Source organism: Allorhizobium sp. NPDC080224 (assembly GCF_050281005.1).
Classification (GTDB): domain Bacteria; phylum Pseudomonadota; class Alphaproteobacteria; order Rhizobiales; family Rhizobiaceae; genus Allorhizobium.
This window is the reverse complement of the sequence record NZ_JBNNWJ010000001.1, coordinates 2,206,803-2,227,308: the sequence shown is the minus strand read 5'-3', so window position 1 is coordinate 2,227,308 and position 20,506 is coordinate 2,206,803. Positions and strand designations below refer to the sequence as shown.

Genomic DNA, 20,506 nt, shown 5'->3' with positions numbered 1-20,506 from the left:
CTTGCTTGTAAAGACACAGGAAAATTGCTGCATTGCGCCAAGATCGGGCCGCGAGGCTGGACTGTGCGATAGGCTTCTTGCACATTGCGCTCGGATTAGGGGTCCTGCAGGTCGATTTGCCGGGCTCCGTGAATTGTGTGGGAGTAGGAATGTCTGAGGTCGCTCAGCCTTCGGTGTCGAGGCGTGCCGTCTTTCTCGTCGGGGGATATGAACGCAACGATGCTGCCGGCTTTTTTCGGCGAATCGGCCGCGAAATGGAGCGCTTCTGCAAGTGCTGGTCGGTCGAGGCGACACTCGGGGTACCGGTCGAGGCAGCGGAGGCTTCCGCGACGACGGCGGTCGCCGACTATCGAGGTCCCGACGGCGTCTGCCGATCCGAGATTACCTTTTTGAGCTTCGACGATATCGTCAAGCATGACGGTGCCAGACCGTTCGTCTCGCGGCTTCTTGCGTATCTCGTTGCCTTTTTCGACTACGTCGTCTCCGGCACGATGTTCCGCTTCTTTGCCACCAATTGGCGCTTCGCACTCTATTTCCTCTACCCCCTTGTCATGCTGGGACTGTTCGTCTGGTTCGGTACGATCACCTATCGTCTCGTGGACTGGATTGGACTTCCCGGTGGCCCGCTTTTGCCGGGACTTGCCGGGCTTGCTGTCACCTATGCTCTCGGTCGTTCTGTCGGCCGACGCTATTTCGTTTTCCACCTCATGGATCTCTGGTCGTTCAGCCGTGAGCACCTTCATTGCCGGCGCCCAGGCATGGATCAGCGGATCGATGCCTGGGCCGCGTTGATTTCGCAGCGCATGGCGCAATCGGCCTATGACGAAGTCCTGCTTGTCGGGCATTCGACGGGCGGCGCTCTCATCCTCGACGTGGCTCACCAATTGGCGGAACGACTGGCAGCGGAAGGAAGGCCCGTCGCCTTTCAGCTGGTTACTGTCGGTTCGACATCTCTAAAGGTTGCGCTGCACCCTGCAGCATCGCGCGCACGATCGCGCCTGCAGGCGCTTGCCCGTCATCCCGGCATTCGATGGACCGAGTTCCAGTCGCTGACGGACATCATCAACTTCTACAAGTGCGACCCTTACGCCCGTGCAGGGCTTGTCCATCAGCGCAGCGACGCCTTTCCGCGGCAGTTTCAGGTCCGCATCCGTGACATGCTGGAAAGGCGGACCTACAGGCGGATAAAGAAGAACTTCTTCCGCGTTCACTATCAGTTTATCTCGGCGAACAGCCGCCGCTATTTCTATGATTTCTTCATGATCTGCTGTGGCACCCGGCCGATCGACGCCGTAAGAGGCCACAGGCTGCCGCTATCGGCAGAGGTAGACAAGACCGCAAAGGCGACTTCATGATCCGCATTTCCTTCATCCTCTGGGCCCTGATGCTAGTGACCTGGTGCGCCATGCGCTATCCGGCCATGCGTCGGGCACGGCGTCAGAAGACGGCGGTCGACAAGCGCACGCCGCTCGACATTTCGCTACTCGTTCTCTGCACGTTCGGGCTGGTCGTGATGCCTGTTCTCTGGCGGCTGGATGTCCTTGGAGGACTGGCCGATCGCGGGCAGGGGGCGGTTATCCTCGTCCTCGGGACGCTCTCGGGGGTCGCCTTTCTCTGGCTCTTCCGTCGCAGCCACAAGGATCTCGGCAAGAACTGGTCGGTGACGCTGGAAGTGCGCGAAGGACATCAGTTGGTCACCGGCGGCGTCTACGCCTATGTGCGTCACCCGATGTATGCGTCCTTCCTGCTCTGGGGCGTGACCCAGGCGCTTCTCATCCCCAACTGGATTGCAGGCCTTGCCGGACTGGTCGCCGTCTTTGCCCTTTATGCCGTGCGCCAGTCGCGCGAGGAGGCAATGATGCGGGACACCTTCGGCGCCGAATACGACGCCTATTGCGCCCGCACCAAGCGGTTGGTTCCCGGCATATTCTGAGCGCATCAGCGACGACGAAGCGCCTGCTTGATCTCCTTGATCGACCGCTCGTGCAGCTTCGGGTTCTTGTCGATGTTGAAGTGGCCGATGCCGCTGATTGCCGTTTCGCCCTGGCGCAGGTTGATATTGGCGAGTTCGCCCTTGAAGCCGGGCGCGGGCAGGACGGGTGACCACAGGTTCTCGCCACCGGTGTAGAAGTTCAGCGTCTTCTTGACGTTGGCAGGCACCGGCCCCTTGCCGGTCGGATCGAAGCTCAGGATGAGTGCCACCGGGATCTTCATCGGTTGCAAGGCGCGTGCCACCGAAAAAGTCATGTCCGCTCCCAGCGAATGACCGACGAGCACGATCGGGCGGGCATCCTTCGAGACGCGGTAGCGATCGGCAATCCTGCGTGCAAAGGTCTGGGCATTGGGAAGCGACATTACCTGCGCATCTACCCCATCCGCCTTCAACTGCTGGCCGAGCGTGTTCATGCCCGTCGAAAAGATGTCCGCAAAGCCGCGAAACAGGTAGACCTGCCCATTCGGCGGCTGCGGCTTACGGGGCTTTGCCGCTTCGGCGGGCAGGACGGAGGCTACTAGAAAAAGGGATGCCTGGGAGAGGAGGGCGCGCCTGGAAATCATGTGGGGAGGACATCCTCGAAAATGGAGTAGTTTCGGATTCATGCATGATTTGTCGAGCCTGACAACCGACTTGCCGGGCCATTGGCCCTGTACTTCGCCATTGTCGACAGGCTAGAACGGGCGCATCCCGAACGGTGCCCGTTTTCGCGCCTCTTTCACGGAACAGAAAGGCCTCTCATGACCGCGACCATCGATATCGCCGCCCTTGCCAATCTCCTGCAGGAGGCTGCCGTCGAAGAGATCCTGCCGCGCTTTCGCAATCTCGGTGATGGTGATGTCAGAATGAAATCCGAGGCTATCGACCTCGTGACGGAAGCAGATGAGGCCGCTGAGCGCGTCATTCGCAAGGGAATCGAGGCGCTGATGCCCGATGCCCTGTTCGTCGGCGAAGAATCGGTCGCGGCCGATCCGGCGCTGCTCGATCGTCTTGAAGGCGCCGAGCTTGCCGTCGTCGTCGATCCGATCGACGGCACCTTCAACTTCGCATCGGGCCTGACGTTGTTCGGCATGATCCTCGCCGTTGTCTCCAAGGGCGAAACCATCGGCGGCGTCATATACGACCCGATCGGCAATGACTGGGCGCTGGTGGAGAAGGGCTCGGGTGCATGGATCTACCGGCCGGATGGCAGCCAGGAGCAGATGCAGGTGCGGCCCAGCGGCCCGCTCGAACAGATGATCGGGATCGCCAATACCGGTTTCTTCGACATCGAGACCCGCCGAAAGATCCTCTCCAATCTCGCCGAGGTCCGGCTGTTCACCAGCTATCGCTGTGCTGCCCATGAGTACCGGCTGCTCGGCCAGGGGCATATGGATTTTGCGATGTACAACAAGCTGATGCCCTGGGATCACTTGGCTGGTGCGCTGATGATGCAGGAGGCGGGCGCCCATGTCGCGCGCTTCGACGGTTCACCCTATCTGCCGCATCACACCTCGGGTGGGCTGCTGGTGGCCTCCGACGTCGACGCCTGGCAGGAGTTGCGGGAACGCATCTTCACCGTCGACTGATCAGCAAAAAGGCCCGGCATTGACCGGGCCTTTCGCATTTCAGTGGATTGTCTCGGATCAGACCGGCTTGTTGTGCGCCTGGAACAGGCGACCCTTCTCGCCGATCAGCACGAAGACGAGGCCGATCACCGAAACCACGAAGAAGCCGGCGACCATCGGCAATGCCGTGCCATTGAAGGCCTGGCCGATGGCAGCACCGATGATCGAGCCGCCGATCGTGCCCATGAAGCCGAGAACCGACGATGCGGTGCCTGCCACATGGCCCAAGGGCTCCATGGCCAGCGAGTTGAAATTCGAACCGATCCAGCCGAACTGGAACATCGCCAGCGAGAAGAAGGTGATGAACAGGAAGAACGGCATCGGCTGGGGCCCGAGCACCTGCACCACCAGCCAGATCAGGTTGATCGCGATGAAGCCGAGCAGCGAGCCATGCGAGAGCTTGCGCATGCCGAAACGCCCGACCAGCTTGGCGTTGACGAAGGAGGAGAGCGCCATAAACAGGGCGACTGCCGCGAAGGCGACCGGGAACCAGACGCCGAGCTGATAGATGCCGACATAGACCTGCTGGGCCGAATTGATGAAGCCGAACAGCGCACCGAAGATGAAGGTGCTGGCGATCGTGTAACACAGGGCCACACGGTCGGTGAGCACGATACGGAAGCCGTCGAAGATCACCTTCACGGTGAAGGGGCGGACATCCGCCGGCGCCAGCGTCTCGGGCAGGCGGATATACATCCACACGCCGACGATCACTGCGATTACCGCCATGAACACGAAAATCCAGTGCCAATCGCCGAAGAGCATGATCACCTGACCGGTGCCGGGAGCGACGACCGGAATGACCATGAAGACCATCATGATCAGCGACATCACTTCTGCCATTTGCCGGCCGCCGAAGACGTCACGAACGATCGAGACCGTGATGACACGGGTTGCAGCCGAACCGATGCCCTGGATGAAGCGCAGGAGGAGCAGCGATTCGAAGGAGGGCACGAAGACGACCGCGAGTGAGGAGACGACATAGATCGCGAGACCGAAGATCATCGGGAGCCGGCGCCCGAAGCGGTCGGCGATCGGGCCGTAGAAGAGCTGTGCGAAGCCGAAGCCGATCAGATAAGCGGAAACGACATACTGGCGATGATTTTCGTTTTCGACATTCAGGGCTGCGCCGATTTCCTGCAGACCCGGCAGCATGATGTCGATCGCAAGCGCATTGAGCGCCATGAGGAATGCCATCATTGCGATGAATTCGGCACGTCCCATTCCCCCAAGCGTCTTGGGAGAGGACTGTAATGAATCTGACATGAATTATGACCTTAGAACGGCATGAAGGCGTTGCTTGGGACAACGCCTTCATCGCCTGGAGATTTATAAAGCCTTGCGGCAGAGTTTGTCAGGCAGCGCCGCGGACGGCGATGCCCTGATCTTCGAAATGCTTCTGCAGTTCACCGGCCTGGAACATCTCGCGGACGATGTCACAACCGCCGACGAACTCGCCCTTGATGTAGAGCTGCGGAATGGTCGGCCAGTTGGAATACTGCTTGATTCCTTCGCGGATTTCCATGTCGGCGAGCACGTTCACGCCCTTGTAGTCCACGCCGAGGTAATCGAGGATCTGAACCACCTGACCGGAGAAACCACACTGCGGAAACTGCGGGCTGCCCTTCATGAACAGGACGACATCGTTGGTCTTGACTTCGTTGTCGATGAATTCGTGGGCGCTCATGGCATTCTTCCTTTTCACATGCCGTTCAAGGCGGCAGCTTCGATCTGCCGTAGAAATAGCAACACGGCTTTACTTTTGCCAGTGGCGACTTTGCGACAGCGCCGGAATTAACGGCTGCGCTGGCGGCTGCGCTTGGCAGCCGTGCGGCGACGGCTCACTTGTTTGCGGGCAGGGGCTTTGACACGTTTCGTCGTCTTGCGCATATAACGGCCCGTGGTCGCGGAGCGCGCCTGGCGCTTGCGCCGGCGCGTGGTGCCCTTGCGGGTCGACTTCTTGAGAATCTCCTTCAGCACGCCTTCCACGACGTCCTTGACGATGTTGCCGATCAGATCCGCCATCTCTGCTCCCCATGCCCTCGAATTCGGAGGGTTTTGTTCCCTTCGCTCTTTAAATCAGCGCAATTCTCGTCTAGCAAGCGCCACCTGCGGCGGCCTGCCGTCTATCAAGTGACAGTCTCAATGATCCAAAGCCGCATCGTGCTGCATTTTCCGGGCTTCGAACCGCTCGACGCCGAAGCCCATCGTCAGCGCTACAAGCGTTCGGCAGCGCAAGCCTCGGCCGTCTGGCATGCGCGATTTAATGTCGGGGACCTCGTGGTTGACGGGCAGGGTGCACATTTCGCGGTGAATACCCATGGGGACAGTTATGCGGTCCGGACGCAGATCCATGTCTTCGACCACAATGCCCTGATTTCTACCATGCGGTCAGAGCCGCTCTGGATGCAGATTGCGAAAGGCTTCAAGGCGGGCTTCGACGTGGTCTGGCAGGGCGGTGCCTGGGGCTATTTCCGTCATGCCTGGCGCTTTGGTCTTTTCTTCCTTTTCCCCTTCCTGTTCCTGGCCGCTGGCATTGCACTGGCGGTGAACATCGCAGCCATTCCCTCTGCGATCGATCTCTCTTCCTGGTGGTTGCTGCTGTCCGTGCCTGCCGGCTCTCTCGTCTTCCGCCACGGGGTCATTCCGTTTTCGGAGCGGTACCACGTCCTGCATTTGCTCGCGGATTGGCGTCTGGCGGTGGCCGTTGCGGAAAATCGCCAGGAGGTGGATGCCATCATCGAGCGGGCGGCAGGAGAGGCGGCTGCGGCCCTGGAAGGTCCTGCCGACGAGATTCTCGTGACATCGCACAGCATGGGTGCGAACTTCGCCATTTCCGTCATTGCGCGACTTCTCGAAAAGTCACCGGACGCGCTCAAGGGACGAAGGCTCGTCTTCGTTACGCTGGGCGGTGCCGCCCTGCAGTGCAGCCTGCTGTCATCTGCATCCCTGCTCAGACAGCGGATCGGGGCGCTTGCGGGTCATCCATCCATCGACTGGTTTGATATCCAGTGCCTGACGGACCCGATCCATCTCTACAAGTGCCACACCGCGGCCCTGTCGGGACACGCAGACGCGCCGCAACCGAAGCTCGTCTTCATCCGCTTCAAGCATGCGCTGTCTGCCGAGCGCTATCAGAAGAACCGCCGCGACTTCTTGAGAATGCATCGGCAATATGTGCTGGGACCGGATCAGCCGAGCGGTTTCGACTTCACGCTGATGACGGCGGGGCCGTTGCCGGCGCTGTCGTTCAAGACGCTGGATTCGGCGACGGCCCCGAAGCTTCAAGCCCCATCATGATAAAGGCCCGCCACTGATAGGGCAGGCCTTCTCGCGTCTGGATATCGGTGCGTCCTTGGTCAGTCGGGGATGCTTGTCTGCAATGCCAGTGCATGCAGAACGCCACCCATGTTGCCCTTCAAGGCGTCGTAGACCATCTGGTGCTGCTGGACCCGGCTCTTGCCGCGGAAGGCTTCGGCGACGACCTCGGCGGCGTAGTGATCGCCGTCTCCCGCGAGGTCACGGATGACGACCTTCGCTCCCGGAATGCCGGCCTTGATCATGTCTTCGATGTCGCCTGGTTTCATCGGCATGTAATGGATCCCTCATGCAAATCAGCAATGTGAGAACTATCGTGCATTCGCTGAGGCGTTTCAATGGGGCAGGCAGCGCCTACCCCATGCTCCACAGGCATGTGATCAAGAACTCAGGCAAGCTCGCCTTCCATGAGGGCTGGGAACCAGCCTTCGTGGGCCGTCTTGAGGTCCTCGACCGCTACAGGTTTTGCATCGCCGAGAACCACGTTCGAACCACCGGTGCGGCCGATCCACGGGCAGAAGACGCCAGCTGCTTCAGCGCGGACCTGCACCTGGTCGACATCGGCTTCCTTGACCGTCAGGACGTAACGGCCCTGGTCTTCGCCGTAGAAGACTGCGACCGGGTTGGCATCGTTCAAGGCGTTGATATGCGCGCCGATACCGGACGCCATGGCCATTTCGGCAACGGCAAGGGCCAGACCACCCGACGAGCAGTCGTGCACGGCGGTCGTCAGACCATCCTGAATGAGGCCGCGAACGAAATCGCCGACCTTCTTTTCATGCTCGAGATCGACATGTGGGGCTGGACCGTCGGTGCGGCCATGGATGTCGCGCAGGTAGCAGGACTGGCCGAGATGCGTGCCCCAGCCGGACGGGGCGCCTGCCAGCAGGATCGCTTCGCCCTGGGCCGCAAAGCGGATGCGGGCCATCTTCTTCCAGTCCTTCATCAGGCCAACGCCGGCAATCGTCGGGGTCGGCAGGATGCCCTGGCCATTGGTCTCGTTGTAGAGCGAGACATTGCCCGAGACGATCGGGAAATCGAGCGCCTTGCAGGCCTCTCCGATGCCTTTGATGGCGAATACGAACTGGCCCATGATCTCAGGGCGCTCGGGATTGCCGAAGTTCAGGTTGTCGGTCGCGGCGAGCGGAAGTGCGCCGGTCGCGGTGATGTTGCGCCAGCATTCGGCAACAGCCTGCTTGCCGCCTTCAAACGGGTCGGCCTCGACATAGCGGGGCGTGACGTCGGAGGAGAAGGCGAGTGCCTTCGTTGCGTGGCCTTCGACGCGGATGACGCCGGCATCGCCGCCGGGAAGCTGCAGTGAATTGCCCTGGATCAGCGTGTCATACTGTTCGTAGACCCAGCGGCGCGAGGAGTTGTTGGCAGAGCCGACGAGCTTCAGGAGGGCGTCTGCGACGTCGCCGGCCGGGATGTCGTTTTCGGCGAGCGGGGCAGGCGTCTTCGGCTCGACCCAGGGACGGTCGTATTCCGGCGCCTCATCACCGAGTTCCTTGATCGGCAGGTTGGCGACTTCCTCGCCCTGGTGGATGACGCGGAAGCGCAGGTCGTCGGTGGTGTAGCCGACGATCGCAAAATCGAGGCCCCATTTGACGAAAATCGCCTTGGCGACCTCTTCCTTGGAAGGCTCGAGCACCATGAGCATGCGCTCCTGGCTTTCCGACAGCATCATTTCATAGGCCGTCATGCGCTCTTCGCGCACCGGCACCTTGTCGAGATGCAACTCGATGCCAAGGTCACCCTTGGCGCCCATTTCAACAGCCGAGCAAGTGAGGCCAGCGGCACCCATGTCCTGAATGGCGATGACAGCGCCTGTTTTCATCAGCTCGAGGCAGGCTTCCAGCAGGCACTTCTCGGTGAAGGGGTCGCCGACCTGAACAGTCGGGCGCTTCTCCTCGATCGACTCGTCGAATTCGGCCGACGCCATGGTCGCGCCGCCGACGCCATCACGGCCGGTCTTGGCGCCGAGATAGACGACAGGCAGGCCGACGCCCTTGGCTTCCGACAGGAAGATGCCGTCCGCCTTGGCGAGACCTGCGGCAAAGGCGTTGACCAGGATGTTGCCGTTGTAGCGGGCGTCGAATTCGACTTCGCCGCCAACCGTCGGCACGCCGAAGGAGTTGCCGTAACCGCCGACACCGGCCACGACGCCAGCGACCAGATGCTTGGTCTTCGGATGATCGGGTGCGCCGAAGCGCAGGGCGTTCATGGCGGCGACCGGACGGGCCCCCATGGTGAAGACGTCGCGCAGGATGCCGCCGACGCCTGTTGCCGCGCCCTGATAGGGCTCGATGTAGGACGGGTGGTTGTGGCTCTCCATCTTGAAGACCACGACGTCGCCGTCATCGATGTCGACAACGCCCGCGTTTTCGCCAGGGCCCTGGATGACGCGCGGACCCTTGGTCGGCAGCGTCTTCAGCCACTTCTTCGAAGACTTGTAGGAGCAGTGCTCGTTCCACATTGCCGAGAAGATCCCGAGCTCGGTGAAGGTCGGCTCGCGTCCGATCAGGTTCAGGATGCGATCGTATTCGTCGGGCTTCAGGCCGTGGCTTGCGATCAATTCTGCGGTGATGGGACGGGAGTTGGAAACGGTCATCTGGCTCTCAGGGAAATGGGAGATCGGTTTCGAGGCAGGCTATAACGCAAGCCTGCGCCCGGCGCACTTGAAAAATGCGCGCAATCAGGCCTTTCCTGCGGCTTTGCAGCCCAAGAAGCCTTGGCTATTCCCGATGGTCAGACGATGGCGCTGGTACCGAGGGGGGATTGGTCGAGGATGCGGCGGACCGTCTTCAGCCCCTCGATGGAAATCGAGCGATCCCGGCCCTCGCTGAAGCCAACGCGGACATGATGATAGACCCGCGACGAACGCGCCGGCTTGAACTCGTCCTCGTCGTCGATCAGCACGTCGGCATCGAGCACCGCCTGCTTGAAGGTGCCGGACATCCAGGGCTCGGGCAGCTTCAGCCAGAAGAAGGGCAGGCGCGGATGGGCGCGCAATTCCTTGCCGGCGAAAAGCTCGCGGACGACTGCTTCGCGCGCGCCGATTTCTGTCAGAACCTTGCTCCTGATTTCACCCGCAGCGCCTGACAGCACCAGCCGTGCGGAGAGTTCCGCCAGAAGGAAGGGCAAGCCGCCGCTCACCATCTTCTGGGTGACGCGCACGCGCTGGCTCATATGGGGCGGACAGGCGACCCAGCCGCCGCGCACGCCGGCTGCGACCGATTTCGACAGGCCGTTCAGCAGGAAGGTGCGATCGGGCGCGAGTTCCGCCAGCAGCGGAATGCGGTCGTCGATCATGCCGCCATAAAGATAGTCCTCGATCAGCCAGACGTTGTATTTGCGAGCGATGGCGACGATGTCCTTGCGGCGGGAGAGCGGCAGGCAGGCAAGCGTCGGGTTCTGGCCCGAGGACATGATGAAGGCTGCCTTGGGATGTTCGCGGGCACAGACGCGTTCGAAGTCCTCGGGCAGGATGCCGTCCTGATCCGAATCGACCAGCGCGATCTGGCGTCCCATGAGGTTGGCGCTGCGCGACACCTGCGAATAGGTGAGATGCTCGCAGACGATCCGGTCGCCGGCACCACTGACCGCGGCGACGACGGCATTGATGCCGGCATGCACGCCAAGCTGCGGCAGGACCTGCTCGGCCTCCGGCTGCCAGCTACCCGAAGCGAGCCAGAGCCGACCGGCCTCCAGCCAATCGGGAGAGAGTGTTCGGGTATAGCTCGAGATCTCGCCCGGATGAGCCGTTGCGATCTCCGCCATGATCCGGCCGACCGTCTCGGCCTGACCGACATCGATCGCAGCCGTCGTGTCGAAGCGCAGTTTGCCCGGCGGCGGAACCATCGCCCGGGTGCCCCCATAATTGATCGTCACGGGATCGCGGGCCGGGATTTCGTTGCCGTCACTCGCCTGAACGTAAGTGCCGCGGCCAACCTCGCCGGTCACCAGCCCGCGTTCCCGAAGCAATGCGTAAGCACGCGAGATTGTTCCTATTGTCACCCCAACATCATAGGCGAGATCGCGCTGCGGCGGGAGCTTTGCTCCATGGGGCAGGGCGCCTGATTTGATAGCGCTTTCTGCGTCATCCGCAATGCGGATGTAAAGCGGGCCGGTGCCAGTGTCGAGTGAAGGAAGCCAATTTGTCATGAGGACAATTCTATAGATTGTCACCCTTTGGGAGTCAATTCATAGAGGCTTCGTTGAGATGAAAACGCAAGGAACTGCCGTCATGGTGACAATAGAGACAATCGCGCCGAACGACTCCCGTCACGACATCGCTTTGCCGGTCCGCAAGGAATCATCGTCGCCATTGAGCAGTCTTGCCCGAATGCTCAAGCTGTGGTGGCGGGGACGCAGGACCCGTGCGCACCTTTCGCAACTGACGGAAGAGCAATTGCGCGATGTCGGACTGTCGCCTGAGATGGCTTTGCGTGAAATAAGGAAATCTCGGCTTTTGCTGCTCGATCGGCCGGTCCAGCCGCCGTTCTGATCAGCAGTCTTTTCTGCCATTGGCCCAGCGAACGACGTCCTGGCGAATCCGCGGCGCCACATCCTCGTTCAAGAGGGGGCCGAAAGCGTCCAGCCGAGGGGGCTTTCCTTCAGCCTGAACGACCAGTACGGGGCGGTCGTCGCGTGATCCCTTGCGCACCAGGAGGATGCGTGGGCGACCGGAGAAGGAGCTGAGTTCAGGGGAAAGCTGGTAGGCCTTGAATGCGGCGTCGCCCGACTTGAACCAGCAGGTGTTCGCGGCGACGGCGACCTTTTCCATGATGTCGAGGGCCGATTGTCCGTTCGCAGGAGGGCGCGGAGCCTCAGGCTTGCAGGCCGCGAGGCCGGCTGCTGCGACGAGAATGGCTGAGAGAGCAAGGCGGCGCATGGGCGAACTTTCGGCTGATGGCCGCCTTCCCTTAAAGGTCTGTGGTTAAGCGAAGCTTACCTCAGGCCGCGATGACGTCCAGCGCCGAGGCGAAGATGCCGCGGCCATCGTTGCCGCCGTGGGCGGCTTCGATCAGGTTTTCCGGATGCGGCATCATGCCGAGCACGTTGCCCTTCGCGTTGATCACGCCGGCAATGTCGTTCATCGAGCCATTCGGATTGGTGCCGTCGGCATAGCGGAAGACGACCTGGCCGTTGCCTTCGATCGTTTTCAGCGTCTCGGCGTCGGCGAAATAGTTGCCGTCGTGGTGAGCGACCGGGCAGCGGATGATCTGGCCCTTGGCATAGGCGCGGGTGAAGTCGGTATCGGCGTTGACGACCTCGAGCTTGATTTCCTTGCAGACGAATTTGAGCGAGGTATTGCGCATCAGGGCGCCTGGCAGCATCCCGGCTTCGACGAGGATCTGGAAGCCGTTGCAGACGCCGATGACCTTGACGCCCTGTTCGGCCTTTTCCTTGATCGCCTGCATGACGGGCATGCGTGCGGCGATCGCGCCGCAACGCAGATAGTCGCCATAGGAGAAGCCGCCGGGGATGACGATCAGGTCGACATCCGGGATCTCGGTCTCCGTCTGCCAGATCGTCACCGGCGCATGGCCGGAGATCTTGGTGAGCGCCGCGATCATGTCGCGGTCACGGTTGAGGCCTGGGAGCTGGACGACGGCTGATTTCATGGCTGTGGCTCAAACCTTATCTGGGCTTCCTGGAACTCGCGCAGTTCCAGGCGATTTTCGATCCGATCGAGACGCGTCTCTTGGCGAGCAAGCGTCGTGTGGATGTTGTGGATGTCCTGATGCACGGAAACGAGTGCACCCCGTATCGCATTCATCTCGGCGCGCAACTCCCGCTGCCCCAGCTTTACGTCCGCAACATCGGCATGAATCCGCTTCAGAAGCTCGAACATCAATTCGCTGGTGACGTCAGCCATCGCGCATCTCCTGCAACCCTCAGGCGATGGAGATAGTATAGTTCTCGATGACCGTGTTGGCGAGGAGCTTGTCGCACATCGCCTTCAGGTCGCTTTCAGCCTTGGCCTTGTCTTCGCCTGCAAGCTCGAGATCGAAGACCTTACCCTGGCGGATCTGGCCAACGCCGTCGAAGCCGAGCGCGCCGAGCGCGCCTTCGATGGCCTTGCCCTGAGGGTCAAGTACGCCGTTTTTCAGGGTTACGGTGACGCGTGCCTTGATCACTGATCTCTTCTCCAAAGCTTACTTGACGAGAACCGGGCCGGTGCCACGGATCGGTTCGTTTTCATTCATGATGCCGAGCCGGCGGGCGACTTCCTGATAGGCTTCGAGCAGCCCGCCCAGATCCTGGCGGAAGCGGTCCTTGTCGAGCTTCTCGCGGGTCTCGATGTCCCAGAGGCGGCAGCTGTCCGGCGAGATCTCGTCGGCAAGGATGATGCGCATCATGTCGCCTTCATAGAGGCGGCCGCATTCGATCTTGAAGTCGACGAGCTGGATGCCGATGCCGAGGAAGAGGCCGGAGAGGAAGTCGTTGACGCGGATGGCAAGGGCCATGATGTCGTCGAGTTCTGCAGGGTTCGCCCAGCCGAAGGCGGTGATGTGCTCTTCAGAGACCATCGGGTCACCGAGCGTGTCCGACTTGTAGTAGAATTCGATGATCGAGCGCGGCAAAACGATGCCTTCCTCGATGCCGAGGCGGGTCGAGAGCGAGCCGGCGGCGACATTGCGCACGACGATCTCGAGCGGGATGATCTCGACTTCCTTGATCAGCTGTTCGCGCATATTCATGCGGCGAATGAAGTGGGTCGGAATGCCGATCTTGTTCAAATGCGTGAAGACGTATTCAGAGATGCGGTTGTTCAGAACGCCTTTCCCGTCGATGACTTCATGCTTCTTCTTGTTGAATGCCGTTGCATCATCCTTGAAGAACTGGATCAGCGTGCCGGGCTCGGGACCTTCATAGAGGATCTTTGCCTTGCCCTCGTAAACGCGGCGGCGACGGTTCATGGGTGGTTTTCTCTATTGTTGGCATCCCGGCGCCAGTTGCGCGGATGCAGTGGATCGGTCTTTGAAGCGGTCCCTTAACGGAAAACCTCGGTTTTCACAATGCGCAGATCACCCCTTCCTGCCAAAACGTCGCGCCATCGGAGACTCAGCTGGAATCGCGGAAGTTTGCATTGCACTTTGTACTCCCTTTTGATTAATGGGGAAACCAAACCGCGTTATGACGGGACAGAACGGGAGATCGATATGAGCGGCATGAGTGATCGCGAAAAGGCCTTCGAAAACAAGTTCGCACACGACCAGGAGCTTCGCTTCAAGGCGGAAGCCCGCCGCAACAAGCTGGTGGGTCTGTGGGCGGCCGGCCTGCTCGGCAAGGCCGATCCGGACGCCTATGCGAAAGAAGTCGTCGCTGCCGATTTCGAAGAGGCTGGCGACGAGGATGTGATCCGCAAGGTCATGGGCGATCTGACGGCTGGTGGCGTGTCGATCACCGACGAAGAACTGCGCGCTAAAATGATCGAGTTCCTCGGCCAGGCCATTGAGCAGATCCAGAACAGCTGATCAAACGATCCGCGACTGCAACGACAATCCGCCCGGGCTCAGCCTTGGGCGGATTTTCTGTTTCTGAGCCGTTCGGAGACATCACCGAAGCCGGCCGGGCGGGCCAGGCCGTAACCCTGCAGGACGTCGCAACCCAGCCGGGCGAGAATGCGGGCATGCTCTTCCGTCTCCACGCCCTCGGCCGTCACCTTGATCCCGAGCGAGCGCGCGATCTGGATGATCGACTTGACGAGGATCCGCTGCTCCTGGCTGCGTGGAATGTCTTCGATCAGCTGCCTGTCGATCTTCAGGGTGGTCGGCTTGAGGTTCAAAAGTCCGACGATCGAAGCATGGCCAGTGCCGAAATCGTCGATCTCGATGTCGATCGCCAGGCGTCGCAGCATGTCGAGATTGCTCATGACGGCAGAATCCTGACGATCCAGGAAGACGCTCTCCAGAAGTTCGAATGACACCGTGCCCGGCTTGATGTGGAGATCGGCGAGGCCGCGCGCCAGGTCGGGGTCAGTAAGCCGGCGGGCCGAGACGTTTACGGAGATTTTCGGCGGCGCAATGCCATCCTCGCGCCAGACCTCGAGGTCGCGAAGCGCCTTTTCAAGTATCAGGCCATCGATCTGTGCCAGAACACCATACTCTTCGGCAATCGGAAGAAACTTGTCAGGCCCCAGGATGCCGCGCGTCGGATGGCGCCAGCGTGCGAGGCATTCCGCGCCGACAACGGCGCGTGTGCGCGCGTCGAACTGCAGCTGGTAGTGCGGGAATATCTCGTCGTTCTCCAAAGCGCGCAGAAGTTCGCTGGACAGGCGGTTGGTGTCGGCAAGCAAGGTCCGGCTTGCCTGCTTGTAAAATTCGAACCGGTTGCGACCGAGATTTTTCGCCTTGTAAAGGGCGATATCGGCATTCTGCAGCAACTGTTTCGGATCGATGTCGCGGGCCAGCGTGTGCGCGATGCCAATGCTCGCCCCAAATCGGCATTCCTGGCCGTTGTACCAGGCCGGCTGGCGCATCTGGTCGATGATGCGGCTGGCGATGGCGGCGAGGGTTGCGGTTGCGCCGTCGTGGTCGATCAGGACGACGAATTCGTCTCCGCCGATTCGTGCCGCGAAGTCGCTGACGCGGATGTTGTCACGCAAGATGCGGGCCGCAAGTTTCAGCATGGCGTCGCCGGCGCCGTGGCCCAGCGTGTCGTTGATCTGCTTGAAGCGGTCGAGATCGATGTGCAGGATCGCGATGCCGGAGCCGAGCGTACCCTTGCCGACACGCCATTCTTCGAGCTTTTCCTCCAGATAGCGCCGGTTCGGCAAACCCGTGAGGTAGTCGTGAAGGGCGGATTGCTCGGCCTCGAGCCGAGTCCGCTCGAGTTCCGCGTTGCGCGCTTCGGCCAGCATCTTCTGCTGCTCGAGTTCCTGTCGCAGGCGCTGATCCTCGGTGACGTCCCAGTTTACGCCGATCATCTTCAGGCGGCCGTCGTGGTCCATGAAGGGGAGGCTGTTGGAACGGATGTAGCGCGTGCTGCCGTCCCGGGCGATGATCCTCTAATTGTCGGTGAAGGGCTTCAGTTCGGCGATCTTCGTCGCGACGTAAGCCAGGGTCCGGGCTCGATCTTCCGGATGCAGTTTGCTCTCCCAGAATCCGCCGATCTGCACTTCACAATCGTTGTCGACCTCGAAGATGCGGCGCATTCCTTCGTCCCATTCACTGGTGCCGGCCTCGAAATCCGTTTCGAAGATGCCGATACCCGAAATGTCGATGGCGAGCTTCAGGCGGCGGGAGAGACCCTCCAGCCATTCTTCCTGCTGCTTGCGGGCGCTGATGTCGGTGTCGGTGCCGATGATGCGGGCGGGCTTGCCATCTTCGTCGCGCTCCACGCAGGCGCCTCGGCACTCGATCCAGACATAGTGTCCGTCCCGGTGAAGCTCCCTGTACTGGAAGACGCTGTAGTCGGGATCGCCCGCGTTCTGCCGTTCGATGCAATGTAAGACGCGCTCGCGATCCTGAGGATGCACGAGTTCCAGCCATTCCTCCATTGTAGGTGGAAAGGTGTCGTTCGGTCCCATTCCCCGGATCTCGCGCCAGACGTCGGAGTAATAGAGTTCGCCCGAACTGCGTTGATCCCAGACGCCCAAGAGCGAGCCGACGAGCGCGTGGTTCCAGCGGCTTTCGCGCTCCTGCACGTCATTCAACTGGCGACGAAGGTCTGTCACATCCGTCATCTGGAGGAGTACTGAGCCGTCTAGGGAGCCTGCGGTGGCATGGCCCGCCAGAGTGACGACAAAGTGCTTTGCGTCATTGCCCGGCGTCGATATTTCCAGTGTCGACGGAGCCCCGTCCATCAGCCGACCAAGGGCGAGCAGCAATTTGGCGGCGTCGGCGCCCTGCAGGTGGCCGGCCAAATTGTCGCCGGGCACAATAGTCTCCCCAAGGGCCGCCCCCAAAGCCTTGTTCATCGTCCGGATGATGCCGTCGGGATTGAGCCACGCCGCCGGCCAGGGGAGGCAGGCGATGTCGATACCACCCGCGCCGGGGGTGGATGGAGAGGCCGCTTGTGGGCGCAAAATCAGGCTCCTCGCTGCACATGGTTGCGCGGAGTCTATGAGTGCTCGCTTAAGAAGGGCTTAAATTAGCCCTCACAATGCCGGGATTAACGCGATGTTTGGAGCTCATCCGAAGTGGGCGATTGCTCCCGGCTCAGCCCTGCAGACGGCCGAGAAACTGGGCGAAAACCATCGTGCCTTCCGGCCACGGTCCATGTCCGGATTCGGCGTTGATATGACCCGATTCGCCTGCGTCGATGAGGAAAGATCCCCAGGCATTGGCGATGTCCTCGGCATGGGCATATTCGCCGAAGGGGTCGTTCCGGCTCGCGATCAGGAGCGACGGAAAGGGCAGGGTCAGGCGCGGATATGGCCCGAAAGTCATCAGGTGCTTCGGCCGGATCTCGGGATTGGAGACATCGGGTGGGGCGACCAGAAAGGCGCCGGCGACCTTTTTCTTCATTTCCGAGATTGCGTGCACGATCGCGGGGACGCCGAGCGAATGACCGACGAGCACGACCGGCTTGGTGGCCGCGTTGACCTCTTCGGCAACGCGGGCGACCCAGTCATCGCGCACGGGCTTCGACCATTCCGCCTGTTCGACGCGCCGTGCCGTCGACAGCTGGCCCTCCCACCGGGTTTGCCAGTGGTCGGGGCCGGAATTGGTGTAGCCGGGAACGATCAGGATTTCTGCATCTGAAACTTTCATGGCCCCTATCTGCTGTCCCGCATGGTCCTCGTCAAGATTGGGGCAGCCTGCAGGATCGTAAAAAATAATATGCAACACTTACTAGTTCGAGTTTGGCGTCGATGTTACGATCGCGTCGTGCCCGGATCGGGAGGAGATCGATCAGGGCCGTTACCGGGAGGAATTTCATGAAGCACGTCCATTTGACGGCGGCGGCACTGCTGCTGCTCGCCCTTGATCCGTCTGCCGCGAAGGCGGCCATCGCTTGCGCCGACCTCGCCAAGTCAGAGAACCAACCATCCGATGTGACGATCACCGAGGCTGTTGAGACGCCGCCGGGCGACGAGGTTTCCGTCGCTCATTGCCTGGTCAGGGGCAAAACGCCCGACAGGCGGGGGATCGATGGGAAGACCTATACGATCCGCTTCGAGTTGCGGCTGCCGGTCGAGTGGAACGAGCGTTTCGTCCACCAATTCAACGGCGGCAATGACGGCGCGGTCGTTCCGGCGCTCGGTCCACTTCTCGGAGGCCGCAAGAGTGATACGGCGCTGGGACGCGGCTACGCCGTTGTTTCTAGCGATGCCGGCCACGACGGCAATGCCAATCCGGACCGAGGTCTGGCTGGCGGTGCGGCCTTCGGCTTTGATCCACAGGCGCGCCGTGACTATGGCTACGGCGCCGTTGCGACCCTGCAGCCGCTCGCCGAACAGATCGTCGAGACGCATTACGGCAAGCCGATCGCCTATCGTTATGGGATTGGCAGCTCCAATGGCGGCCGGCACGGCATGATGGCGGCGGAGCGTATGCCCGAGGTCTTCGACGGATTGCTGGTCGGCTATCCCGGTTTCAATTTGCCGAAGGCGGCGATCCAGCATGCGCTCGATATCCAGGCCTGGTCAAAGGTCGATGCCGACATCGCAAAGGCGTTAAGTCGGGATGACCTGAAGCTCGTGGCTGATGGGGTGCTGGCCGCCTGCGACAGTCTCGACGGTGTCTCGGACGGCATCGTTGCGGATGCCGACGCTTGCGAAACGACTTTCAAGATCGAGACCCTTGCCTGCGAGAGCGGGGCAAACACCGGCTGCCTTCGTCCGGAACAGATCGAGGCGCTCAAGACATCCGTCGCCGGTCCTAGGGATGTCGAGGGCAGGGCGCTCTATACGCACTGGATCTTCGATACCGGCATCGCCTCTGGTAACTGGCGCACCTGGAAGCTCGAAAGCCCGATCGAACCCTGGGGTAACAGGCCGATCATCGGGGTGATGGGGGCAGCGTCGCTGGCCCAGGTCTTCACGACACCGCCAACGGAAGTGGGCGGCACGCCGGACGAGCTGATCGCCTTCCTGCGCGACTTCGACGTTGTGCGCGACGGTGCGAAGATTGCAGCCACCGACGACACCTTTACCGAGTCGGCCATGGACTTCATGGTGCCGCCCGGTGCCGATGATCCGCGGCTCGATGCCTTCCGGGAGGCGGGCAGCAAGATGCTCGTCTTCCACGGCAATTCCGATCCGGTCTTCTCGGTCGTCGATACGGTTGACTGGTACAAGAAGCTCGATGCCAACCATGATGGCAAGGCGTCGGATTTCGTGAAGTTCTACCGCATCCCCGGAATGCCGCATGGGGCCAGTGGTCCGAGCTTCAACGACTTCGATTTCTTCACGCCACTCGTCGACTGGGTCGAGCAGGGCAATGCGCCCTCCGGCGTTGCGGCAGGAATCACGGAAGATAATGCGGAAGCGGCCACGCTCGAGGGCACGCGCTTCCTCTATTGCCCCTATCCCTCCGTGACGCGTGCCGCGGACGATCCCTCCGCCGAAGGCGAGGGCCGCTATATCTGCCGTTGACGGTCCGGCCCCGGCAGCGGCACTGCCGATCTGCCGGGGCTTTCACGGCTTCGTGCGTAACTTGCGCACGACATGACAAATGTTAGCTGATACACTAATTAGCTCAGGACAAGCGTGTCGCATGTTCCTTCAGGCATGCGGCGGCCCTGTTGACGGCGCGTTGTTGCGACCGATCCGGCCCGACGCCGCCCGCATTTCACTTTGCAGCTTACAGACCCTGTTGCTCGAGGAGGAAGTGAGAATGTCGACATTTCATGTGATGACCGGTGCCACCGGCACGATTGTCAGGCCTGCGGTACGGCAGATCGCCGTGTCCGACGTCTTCGCAGCCTTGCGCGAAGGTTATGAGGATTTTCGCGAAAAGCCTTCCCACTATGCCTTCGTCGCGCTGATTTATCCGATTGCCGGCGCAATCATGATCGGCTGGAGCGCCGGCGTCGAACTGCTGCCGATGGTCTATCCGCTCCTGGCCGGCTTTGCGCTTGTCGGCCCGCTTCTGGCGCTTGGGCTCATGGAAATCAGCCGTCGCCGCGAACTCGGCCAGCCTGCAGACTGGTCCGACGTGCTCAACCTCTTCAAGTCGCCATCCTTGCCCGCTCTCTTGATGATGAGCCTCTACCTGTTGACGCTCTTCATGGTCTGGCTGGTCGTGTCACGCGGGCTCTATCTCTCGCTCATCGGTGACTATCCTTCGCCGGGCCTCTTTGCCTTTGCGAGCGGAATTCTCGACCATCCCAATGCGCTGGCCTTCCTGTTCTGGAGCAACGCGTTTGGCTTCGTTCTTGCGCTAGTCGCGCTCGTCATCAGCATCGTCGCTTTTCCGATGCTGCTCGACCGCGACTGCGGCGCCGCCTCGGCGGTTTCGACCTCGGTCCGGGCAAGTCTTGCCAATCCGGTGCCGGTCGCCGTCTGGGGCCTGATGGTGGCCGCACTGCTGGCGATCGGGATGGCGACGTTGATGGTCGGGCTGGTGGTCATTGTGCCGGTGCTCGGCCATGCGACCTGGCACTTCTATCGCCGGCTGGTGGTCTAGTTCTG

At 61.2% G+C, this 20,506-nt stretch carries 23 protein-coding genes; 8 read left to right on the top strand and 15 right to left on the bottom strand.

Going from position 1 to position 20,506, the window contains the following annotated elements; genetic code table 11:
- The first annotated feature begins 149 nt into the window (after positions 1-149).
- Positions 150-1,355, top strand: coding sequence for an alpha/beta fold hydrolase (locus ACQKP1_RS11185; RefSeq protein ID WP_427275274.1), 1,206 nt, complete (start codon positions 150-152; stop codon positions 1,353-1,355).
- Positions 1,352-1,933 (top strand): protein-S-isoprenylcysteine O-methyltransferase, encoded by a 582-nt coding sequence (locus ACQKP1_RS11180; RefSeq protein WP_427275273.1) that lies wholly within the window; start codon positions 1,352-1,354, stop codon positions 1,931-1,933. The genes ACQKP1_RS11185 and ACQKP1_RS11180 overlap by 4 nt, the downstream gene beginning before the upstream one ends.
- A gap of 5 nt (positions 1,934-1,938) precedes the next feature.
- Here ACQKP1_RS11180 and ACQKP1_RS11175 read toward each other — a convergent pair whose 3' ends face one another.
- Positions 1,939-2,556, bottom strand: coding sequence for a thioesterase domain-containing protein (locus tag ACQKP1_RS11175; protein ID WP_427275272.1), 618 nt, complete (start codon positions 2,554-2,556; stop codon positions 1,939-1,941).
- Between the two features lie 177 nt (positions 2,557-2,733).
- Here ACQKP1_RS11175 and ACQKP1_RS11170 point away from each other — a divergent pair, with 177 nt between their 5' ends.
- Positions 2,734-3,561 carry an inositol monophosphatase family protein gene (locus ACQKP1_RS11170; RefSeq protein WP_427275271.1) on the top strand — a complete coding sequence of 276 codons (828 nt, stop codon included), beginning with the start codon at positions 2,734-2,736 and terminating at the stop codon, positions 3,559-3,561.
- A gap of 57 nt (positions 3,562-3,618) precedes the next feature.
- On the opposite strand, the gene ACQKP1_RS11165 is transcribed toward ACQKP1_RS11170, so the two are convergent.
- The 3 genes from ACQKP1_RS11165 to ACQKP1_RS11155 all read right to left on the bottom strand — a co-directional run bounded on the left by ACQKP1_RS11165 (position 3,619) and on the right by ACQKP1_RS11155 (position 5,625).
- Positions 3,619-4,824 carry a multidrug effflux MFS transporter gene (locus ACQKP1_RS11165; protein WP_203016407.1) on the bottom strand — a complete coding sequence of 402 codons (1,206 nt, stop codon included), beginning with the start codon at positions 4,822-4,824 and terminating at the stop codon, positions 3,619-3,621.
- Between the two features lie 130 nt (positions 4,825-4,954).
- Entirely contained in the window at positions 4,955-5,287 is a 333-nt protein-coding gene (gene grxD / locus ACQKP1_RS11160; protein WP_054149756.1) for a Grx4 family monothiol glutaredoxin, read from the bottom strand.
- Positions 5,288-5,394: 107 nt separating this feature from the next.
- Positions 5,395-5,625, bottom strand: coding sequence for a hypothetical protein (locus ACQKP1_RS11155; protein WP_427275270.1), 231 nt, complete (start codon positions 5,623-5,625; stop codon positions 5,395-5,397).
- A gap of 120 nt (positions 5,626-5,745) precedes the next feature.
- On the opposite strand from ACQKP1_RS11155, the gene ACQKP1_RS11150 reads away from it, so the two are divergent.
- Entirely contained in the window at positions 5,746-6,900 is a 1,155-nt protein-coding gene (locus ACQKP1_RS11150; protein WP_427275269.1) for a hypothetical protein, read from the top strand.
- 59 nt (positions 6,901-6,959) lie between these two features.
- On the opposite strand, the gene ACQKP1_RS11145 is transcribed toward ACQKP1_RS11150, so the two are convergent.
- The 3 genes from ACQKP1_RS11145 to ACQKP1_RS11135 form a co-directional block, all read right to left on the bottom strand.
- Complete coding sequence (locus ACQKP1_RS11145; protein ID WP_054149753.1) at positions 6,960-7,193, bottom strand: BolA/IbaG family iron-sulfur metabolism protein; 234 nt, start codon at positions 7,191-7,193, stop codon at positions 6,960-6,962.
- A 113-nt stretch (positions 7,194-7,306) separates the two neighbouring features.
- The gene (purL, locus tag ACQKP1_RS11140) at positions 7,307-9,529 is read right to left on the bottom strand and encodes a phosphoribosylformylglycinamidine synthase subunit PurL (RefSeq protein WP_427275268.1); all 2,223 of its coding nucleotides are present in this window, start codon (positions 9,527-9,529) and stop codon (positions 7,307-7,309) included.
- Positions 9,530-9,666: 137 nt separating this feature from the next.
- Positions 9,667-11,082: a PLP-dependent aminotransferase family protein gene (locus ACQKP1_RS11135; protein ID WP_427275267.1), complete on the bottom strand. Its 1,416-nt coding sequence runs from the start codon at positions 11,080-11,082 to the stop codon at positions 9,667-9,669.
- Between the two features lie 82 nt (positions 11,083-11,164).
- Between ACQKP1_RS11135 and ACQKP1_RS11130 the strand changes: the two genes are divergently transcribed.
- Complete coding sequence (locus ACQKP1_RS11130; protein ID WP_203016402.1) at positions 11,165-11,425, top strand: DUF1127 domain-containing protein; 261 nt, start codon at positions 11,165-11,167, stop codon at positions 11,423-11,425.
- On the opposite strand, the gene ACQKP1_RS11125 is transcribed toward ACQKP1_RS11130, so the two are convergent.
- The 5 genes from ACQKP1_RS11125 to purC all read right to left on the bottom strand — a co-directional run bounded on the left by ACQKP1_RS11125 (position 11,426) and on the right by purC (position 13,844).
- A complete protein-coding gene (locus tag ACQKP1_RS11125; RefSeq protein ID WP_203016400.1) occupies positions 11,426-11,812 on the bottom strand; it encodes a hypothetical protein in 387 nt (128 codons plus the stop codon). It lies immediately after the preceding gene.
- A gap of 61 nt (positions 11,813-11,873) precedes the next feature.
- Complete coding sequence (gene purQ / locus ACQKP1_RS11120) at positions 11,874-12,545, bottom strand: phosphoribosylformylglycinamidine synthase subunit PurQ (protein WP_054149748.1); 672 nt, start codon at positions 12,543-12,545, stop codon at positions 11,874-11,876.
- Positions 12,542-12,799, bottom strand: a complete 258-nt coding sequence (locus ACQKP1_RS11115; protein ID WP_203016398.1) for a hypothetical protein — start codon at positions 12,797-12,799, stop codon at positions 12,542-12,544. The genes purQ and ACQKP1_RS11115 overlap by 4 nt, the downstream gene beginning before the upstream one ends.
- A 19-nt stretch (positions 12,800-12,818) precedes the next feature.
- Positions 12,819-13,061: a phosphoribosylformylglycinamidine synthase subunit PurS gene (gene purS, locus ACQKP1_RS11110; protein ID WP_427275266.1), complete on the bottom strand. Its 243-nt coding sequence runs from the start codon at positions 13,059-13,061 to the stop codon at positions 12,819-12,821.
- Positions 13,062-13,079: 18 nt separating this feature from the next.
- Positions 13,080-13,844 (bottom strand): phosphoribosylaminoimidazolesuccinocarboxamide synthase, encoded by a 765-nt coding sequence (purC, locus tag ACQKP1_RS11105; protein ID WP_006726144.1) that lies wholly within the window; start codon positions 13,842-13,844, stop codon positions 13,080-13,082.
- A gap of 243 nt (positions 13,845-14,087) precedes the next feature.
- Between purC and ACQKP1_RS11100 the strand changes: the two genes are divergently transcribed.
- The gene (locus ACQKP1_RS11100; RefSeq protein WP_203016396.1) at positions 14,088-14,402 is read left to right on the top strand and encodes a DUF1476 domain-containing protein; all 315 of its coding nucleotides are present in this window, start codon (positions 14,088-14,090) and stop codon (positions 14,400-14,402) included.
- Between the two features lie 38 nt (positions 14,403-14,440).
- Here the strand turns inward: ACQKP1_RS11100 and ACQKP1_RS11095 are convergent, their stop codons facing one another.
- The 3 genes from ACQKP1_RS11095 to ACQKP1_RS11085 all read right to left on the bottom strand — a co-directional run bounded on the left by ACQKP1_RS11095 (position 14,441) and on the right by ACQKP1_RS11085 (position 17,642).
- On the bottom strand, positions 14,441-15,877 hold the full coding sequence (locus tag ACQKP1_RS11095) for a putative bifunctional diguanylate cyclase/phosphodiesterase (protein WP_427275265.1): 1,437 nt from the start codon (positions 15,875-15,877) through the stop codon (positions 14,441-14,443).
- A gap of 57 nt (positions 15,878-15,934) precedes the next feature.
- A complete protein-coding gene (locus ACQKP1_RS11090; protein WP_427275264.1) occupies positions 15,935-16,954 on the bottom strand; it encodes a PAS domain-containing protein in 1,020 nt (339 codons plus the stop codon).
- A gap of 133 nt (positions 16,955-17,087) precedes the next feature.
- Positions 17,088-17,642: an RBBP9/YdeN family alpha/beta hydrolase gene (locus ACQKP1_RS11085; RefSeq protein WP_427275263.1), complete on the bottom strand. Its 555-nt coding sequence runs from the start codon at positions 17,640-17,642 to the stop codon at positions 17,088-17,090.
- Between the two features lie 167 nt (positions 17,643-17,809).
- Between ACQKP1_RS11085 and ACQKP1_RS11080 the strand changes: the two genes are divergently transcribed.
- Positions 17,810-19,468, top strand: a complete 1,659-nt coding sequence (locus ACQKP1_RS11080) for a tannase/feruloyl esterase family alpha/beta hydrolase (protein WP_427275262.1) — start codon at positions 17,810-17,812, stop codon at positions 19,466-19,468.
- Between the two features lie 241 nt (positions 19,469-19,709).
- Positions 19,710-20,501 (top strand): DUF2189 domain-containing protein, encoded by a 792-nt coding sequence (locus ACQKP1_RS11075; protein WP_427275261.1) that lies wholly within the window; start codon positions 19,710-19,712, stop codon positions 20,499-20,501.
- Positions 20,502-20,506 lie beyond the last annotated feature (5 nt).

What these genes read in the sequence shown, in the direction of transcription:
- ACQKP1_RS11185 (WP_427275274.1), top strand. Translation starts at nt 150, where the DNA reads ATGTCTGAGGTCGCTCAGCCTTCGGTGTCGAGGCGTGCCGTCTTTCTC.
- ACQKP1_RS11180 (WP_427275273.1), top strand. Translation starts at nt 1,352, where the DNA reads ATGATCCGCATTTCCTTCATCCTCTGGGCCCTGATGCTAGTGACCTGG.
- ACQKP1_RS11175 (WP_427275272.1), bottom strand. Translation starts at nt 2,556, where the DNA reads ATGATTTCCAGGCGCGCCCTCCTCTCCCAGGCATCCCTTTTTCTAGTA.
- ACQKP1_RS11170 (WP_427275271.1), top strand. Translation starts at nt 2,734, where the DNA reads ATGACCGCGACCATCGATATCGCCGCCCTTGCCAATCTCCTGCAGGAG.
- ACQKP1_RS11165 (WP_203016407.1), bottom strand. Translation starts at nt 4,824, where the DNA reads ATGGGACGTGCCGAATTCATCGCAATGATGGCATTCCTCATGGCGCTC.
- grxD (WP_054149756.1), bottom strand. Translation starts at nt 5,287, where the DNA reads ATGAGCGCCCACGAATTCATCGACAACGAAGTCAAGACCAACGATGTC.
- ACQKP1_RS11155 (WP_427275270.1), bottom strand. Translation starts at nt 5,625, where the DNA reads ATGGCGGATCTGATCGGCAACATCGTCAAGGACGTCGTGGAAGGCGTG.
- ACQKP1_RS11150 (WP_427275269.1), top strand. Translation starts at nt 5,746, where the DNA reads ATGATCCAAAGCCGCATCGTGCTGCATTTTCCGGGCTTCGAACCGCTC.
- ACQKP1_RS11145 (WP_054149753.1), bottom strand. Translation starts at nt 7,193, where the DNA reads ATGCCGATGAAACCAGGCGACATCGAAGACATGATCAAGGCCGGCATT.
- purL (WP_427275268.1), bottom strand. Translation starts at nt 9,529, where the DNA reads ATGACCGTTTCCAACTCCCGTCCCATCACCGCAGAATTGATCGCAAGC.
- ACQKP1_RS11135 (WP_427275267.1), bottom strand. Translation starts at nt 11,082, where the DNA reads ATGACAAATTGGCTTCCTTCACTCGACACTGGCACCGGCCCGCTTTAC.
- ACQKP1_RS11130 (WP_203016402.1), top strand. Translation starts at nt 11,165, where the DNA reads ATGGTGACAATAGAGACAATCGCGCCGAACGACTCCCGTCACGACATC.
- ACQKP1_RS11125 (WP_203016400.1), bottom strand. Translation starts at nt 11,812, where the DNA reads ATGCGCCGCCTTGCTCTCTCAGCCATTCTCGTCGCAGCAGCCGGCCTC.
- purQ (WP_054149748.1), bottom strand. Translation starts at nt 12,545, where the DNA reads ATGAAATCAGCCGTCGTCCAGCTCCCAGGCCTCAACCGTGACCGCGAC.
- ACQKP1_RS11115 (WP_203016398.1), bottom strand. Translation starts at nt 12,799, where the DNA reads ATGGCTGACGTCACCAGCGAATTGATGTTCGAGCTTCTGAAGCGGATT.
- purC (WP_006726144.1), bottom strand. Translation starts at nt 13,844, where the DNA reads ATGAACCGTCGCCGCCGCGTTTACGAGGGCAAGGCAAAGATCCTCTAT.
- ACQKP1_RS11100 (WP_203016396.1), top strand. Translation starts at nt 14,088, where the DNA reads ATGAGCGGCATGAGTGATCGCGAAAAGGCCTTCGAAAACAAGTTCGCA.
- ACQKP1_RS11095 (WP_427275265.1), bottom strand. Translation starts at nt 15,877, where the DNA reads ATGGACCACGACGGCCGCCTGAAGATGATCGGCGTAAACTGGGACGTC.
- ACQKP1_RS11085 (WP_427275263.1), bottom strand. Translation starts at nt 17,642, where the DNA reads ATGAAAGTTTCAGATGCAGAAATCCTGATCGTTCCCGGCTACACCAAT.
- ACQKP1_RS11080 (WP_427275262.1), top strand. Translation starts at nt 17,810, where the DNA reads ATGAAGCACGTCCATTTGACGGCGGCGGCACTGCTGCTGCTCGCCCTT.
- ACQKP1_RS11075 (WP_427275261.1), top strand. Translation starts at nt 19,710, where the DNA reads ATGTCGACATTTCATGTGATGACCGGTGCCACCGGCACGATTGTCAGG.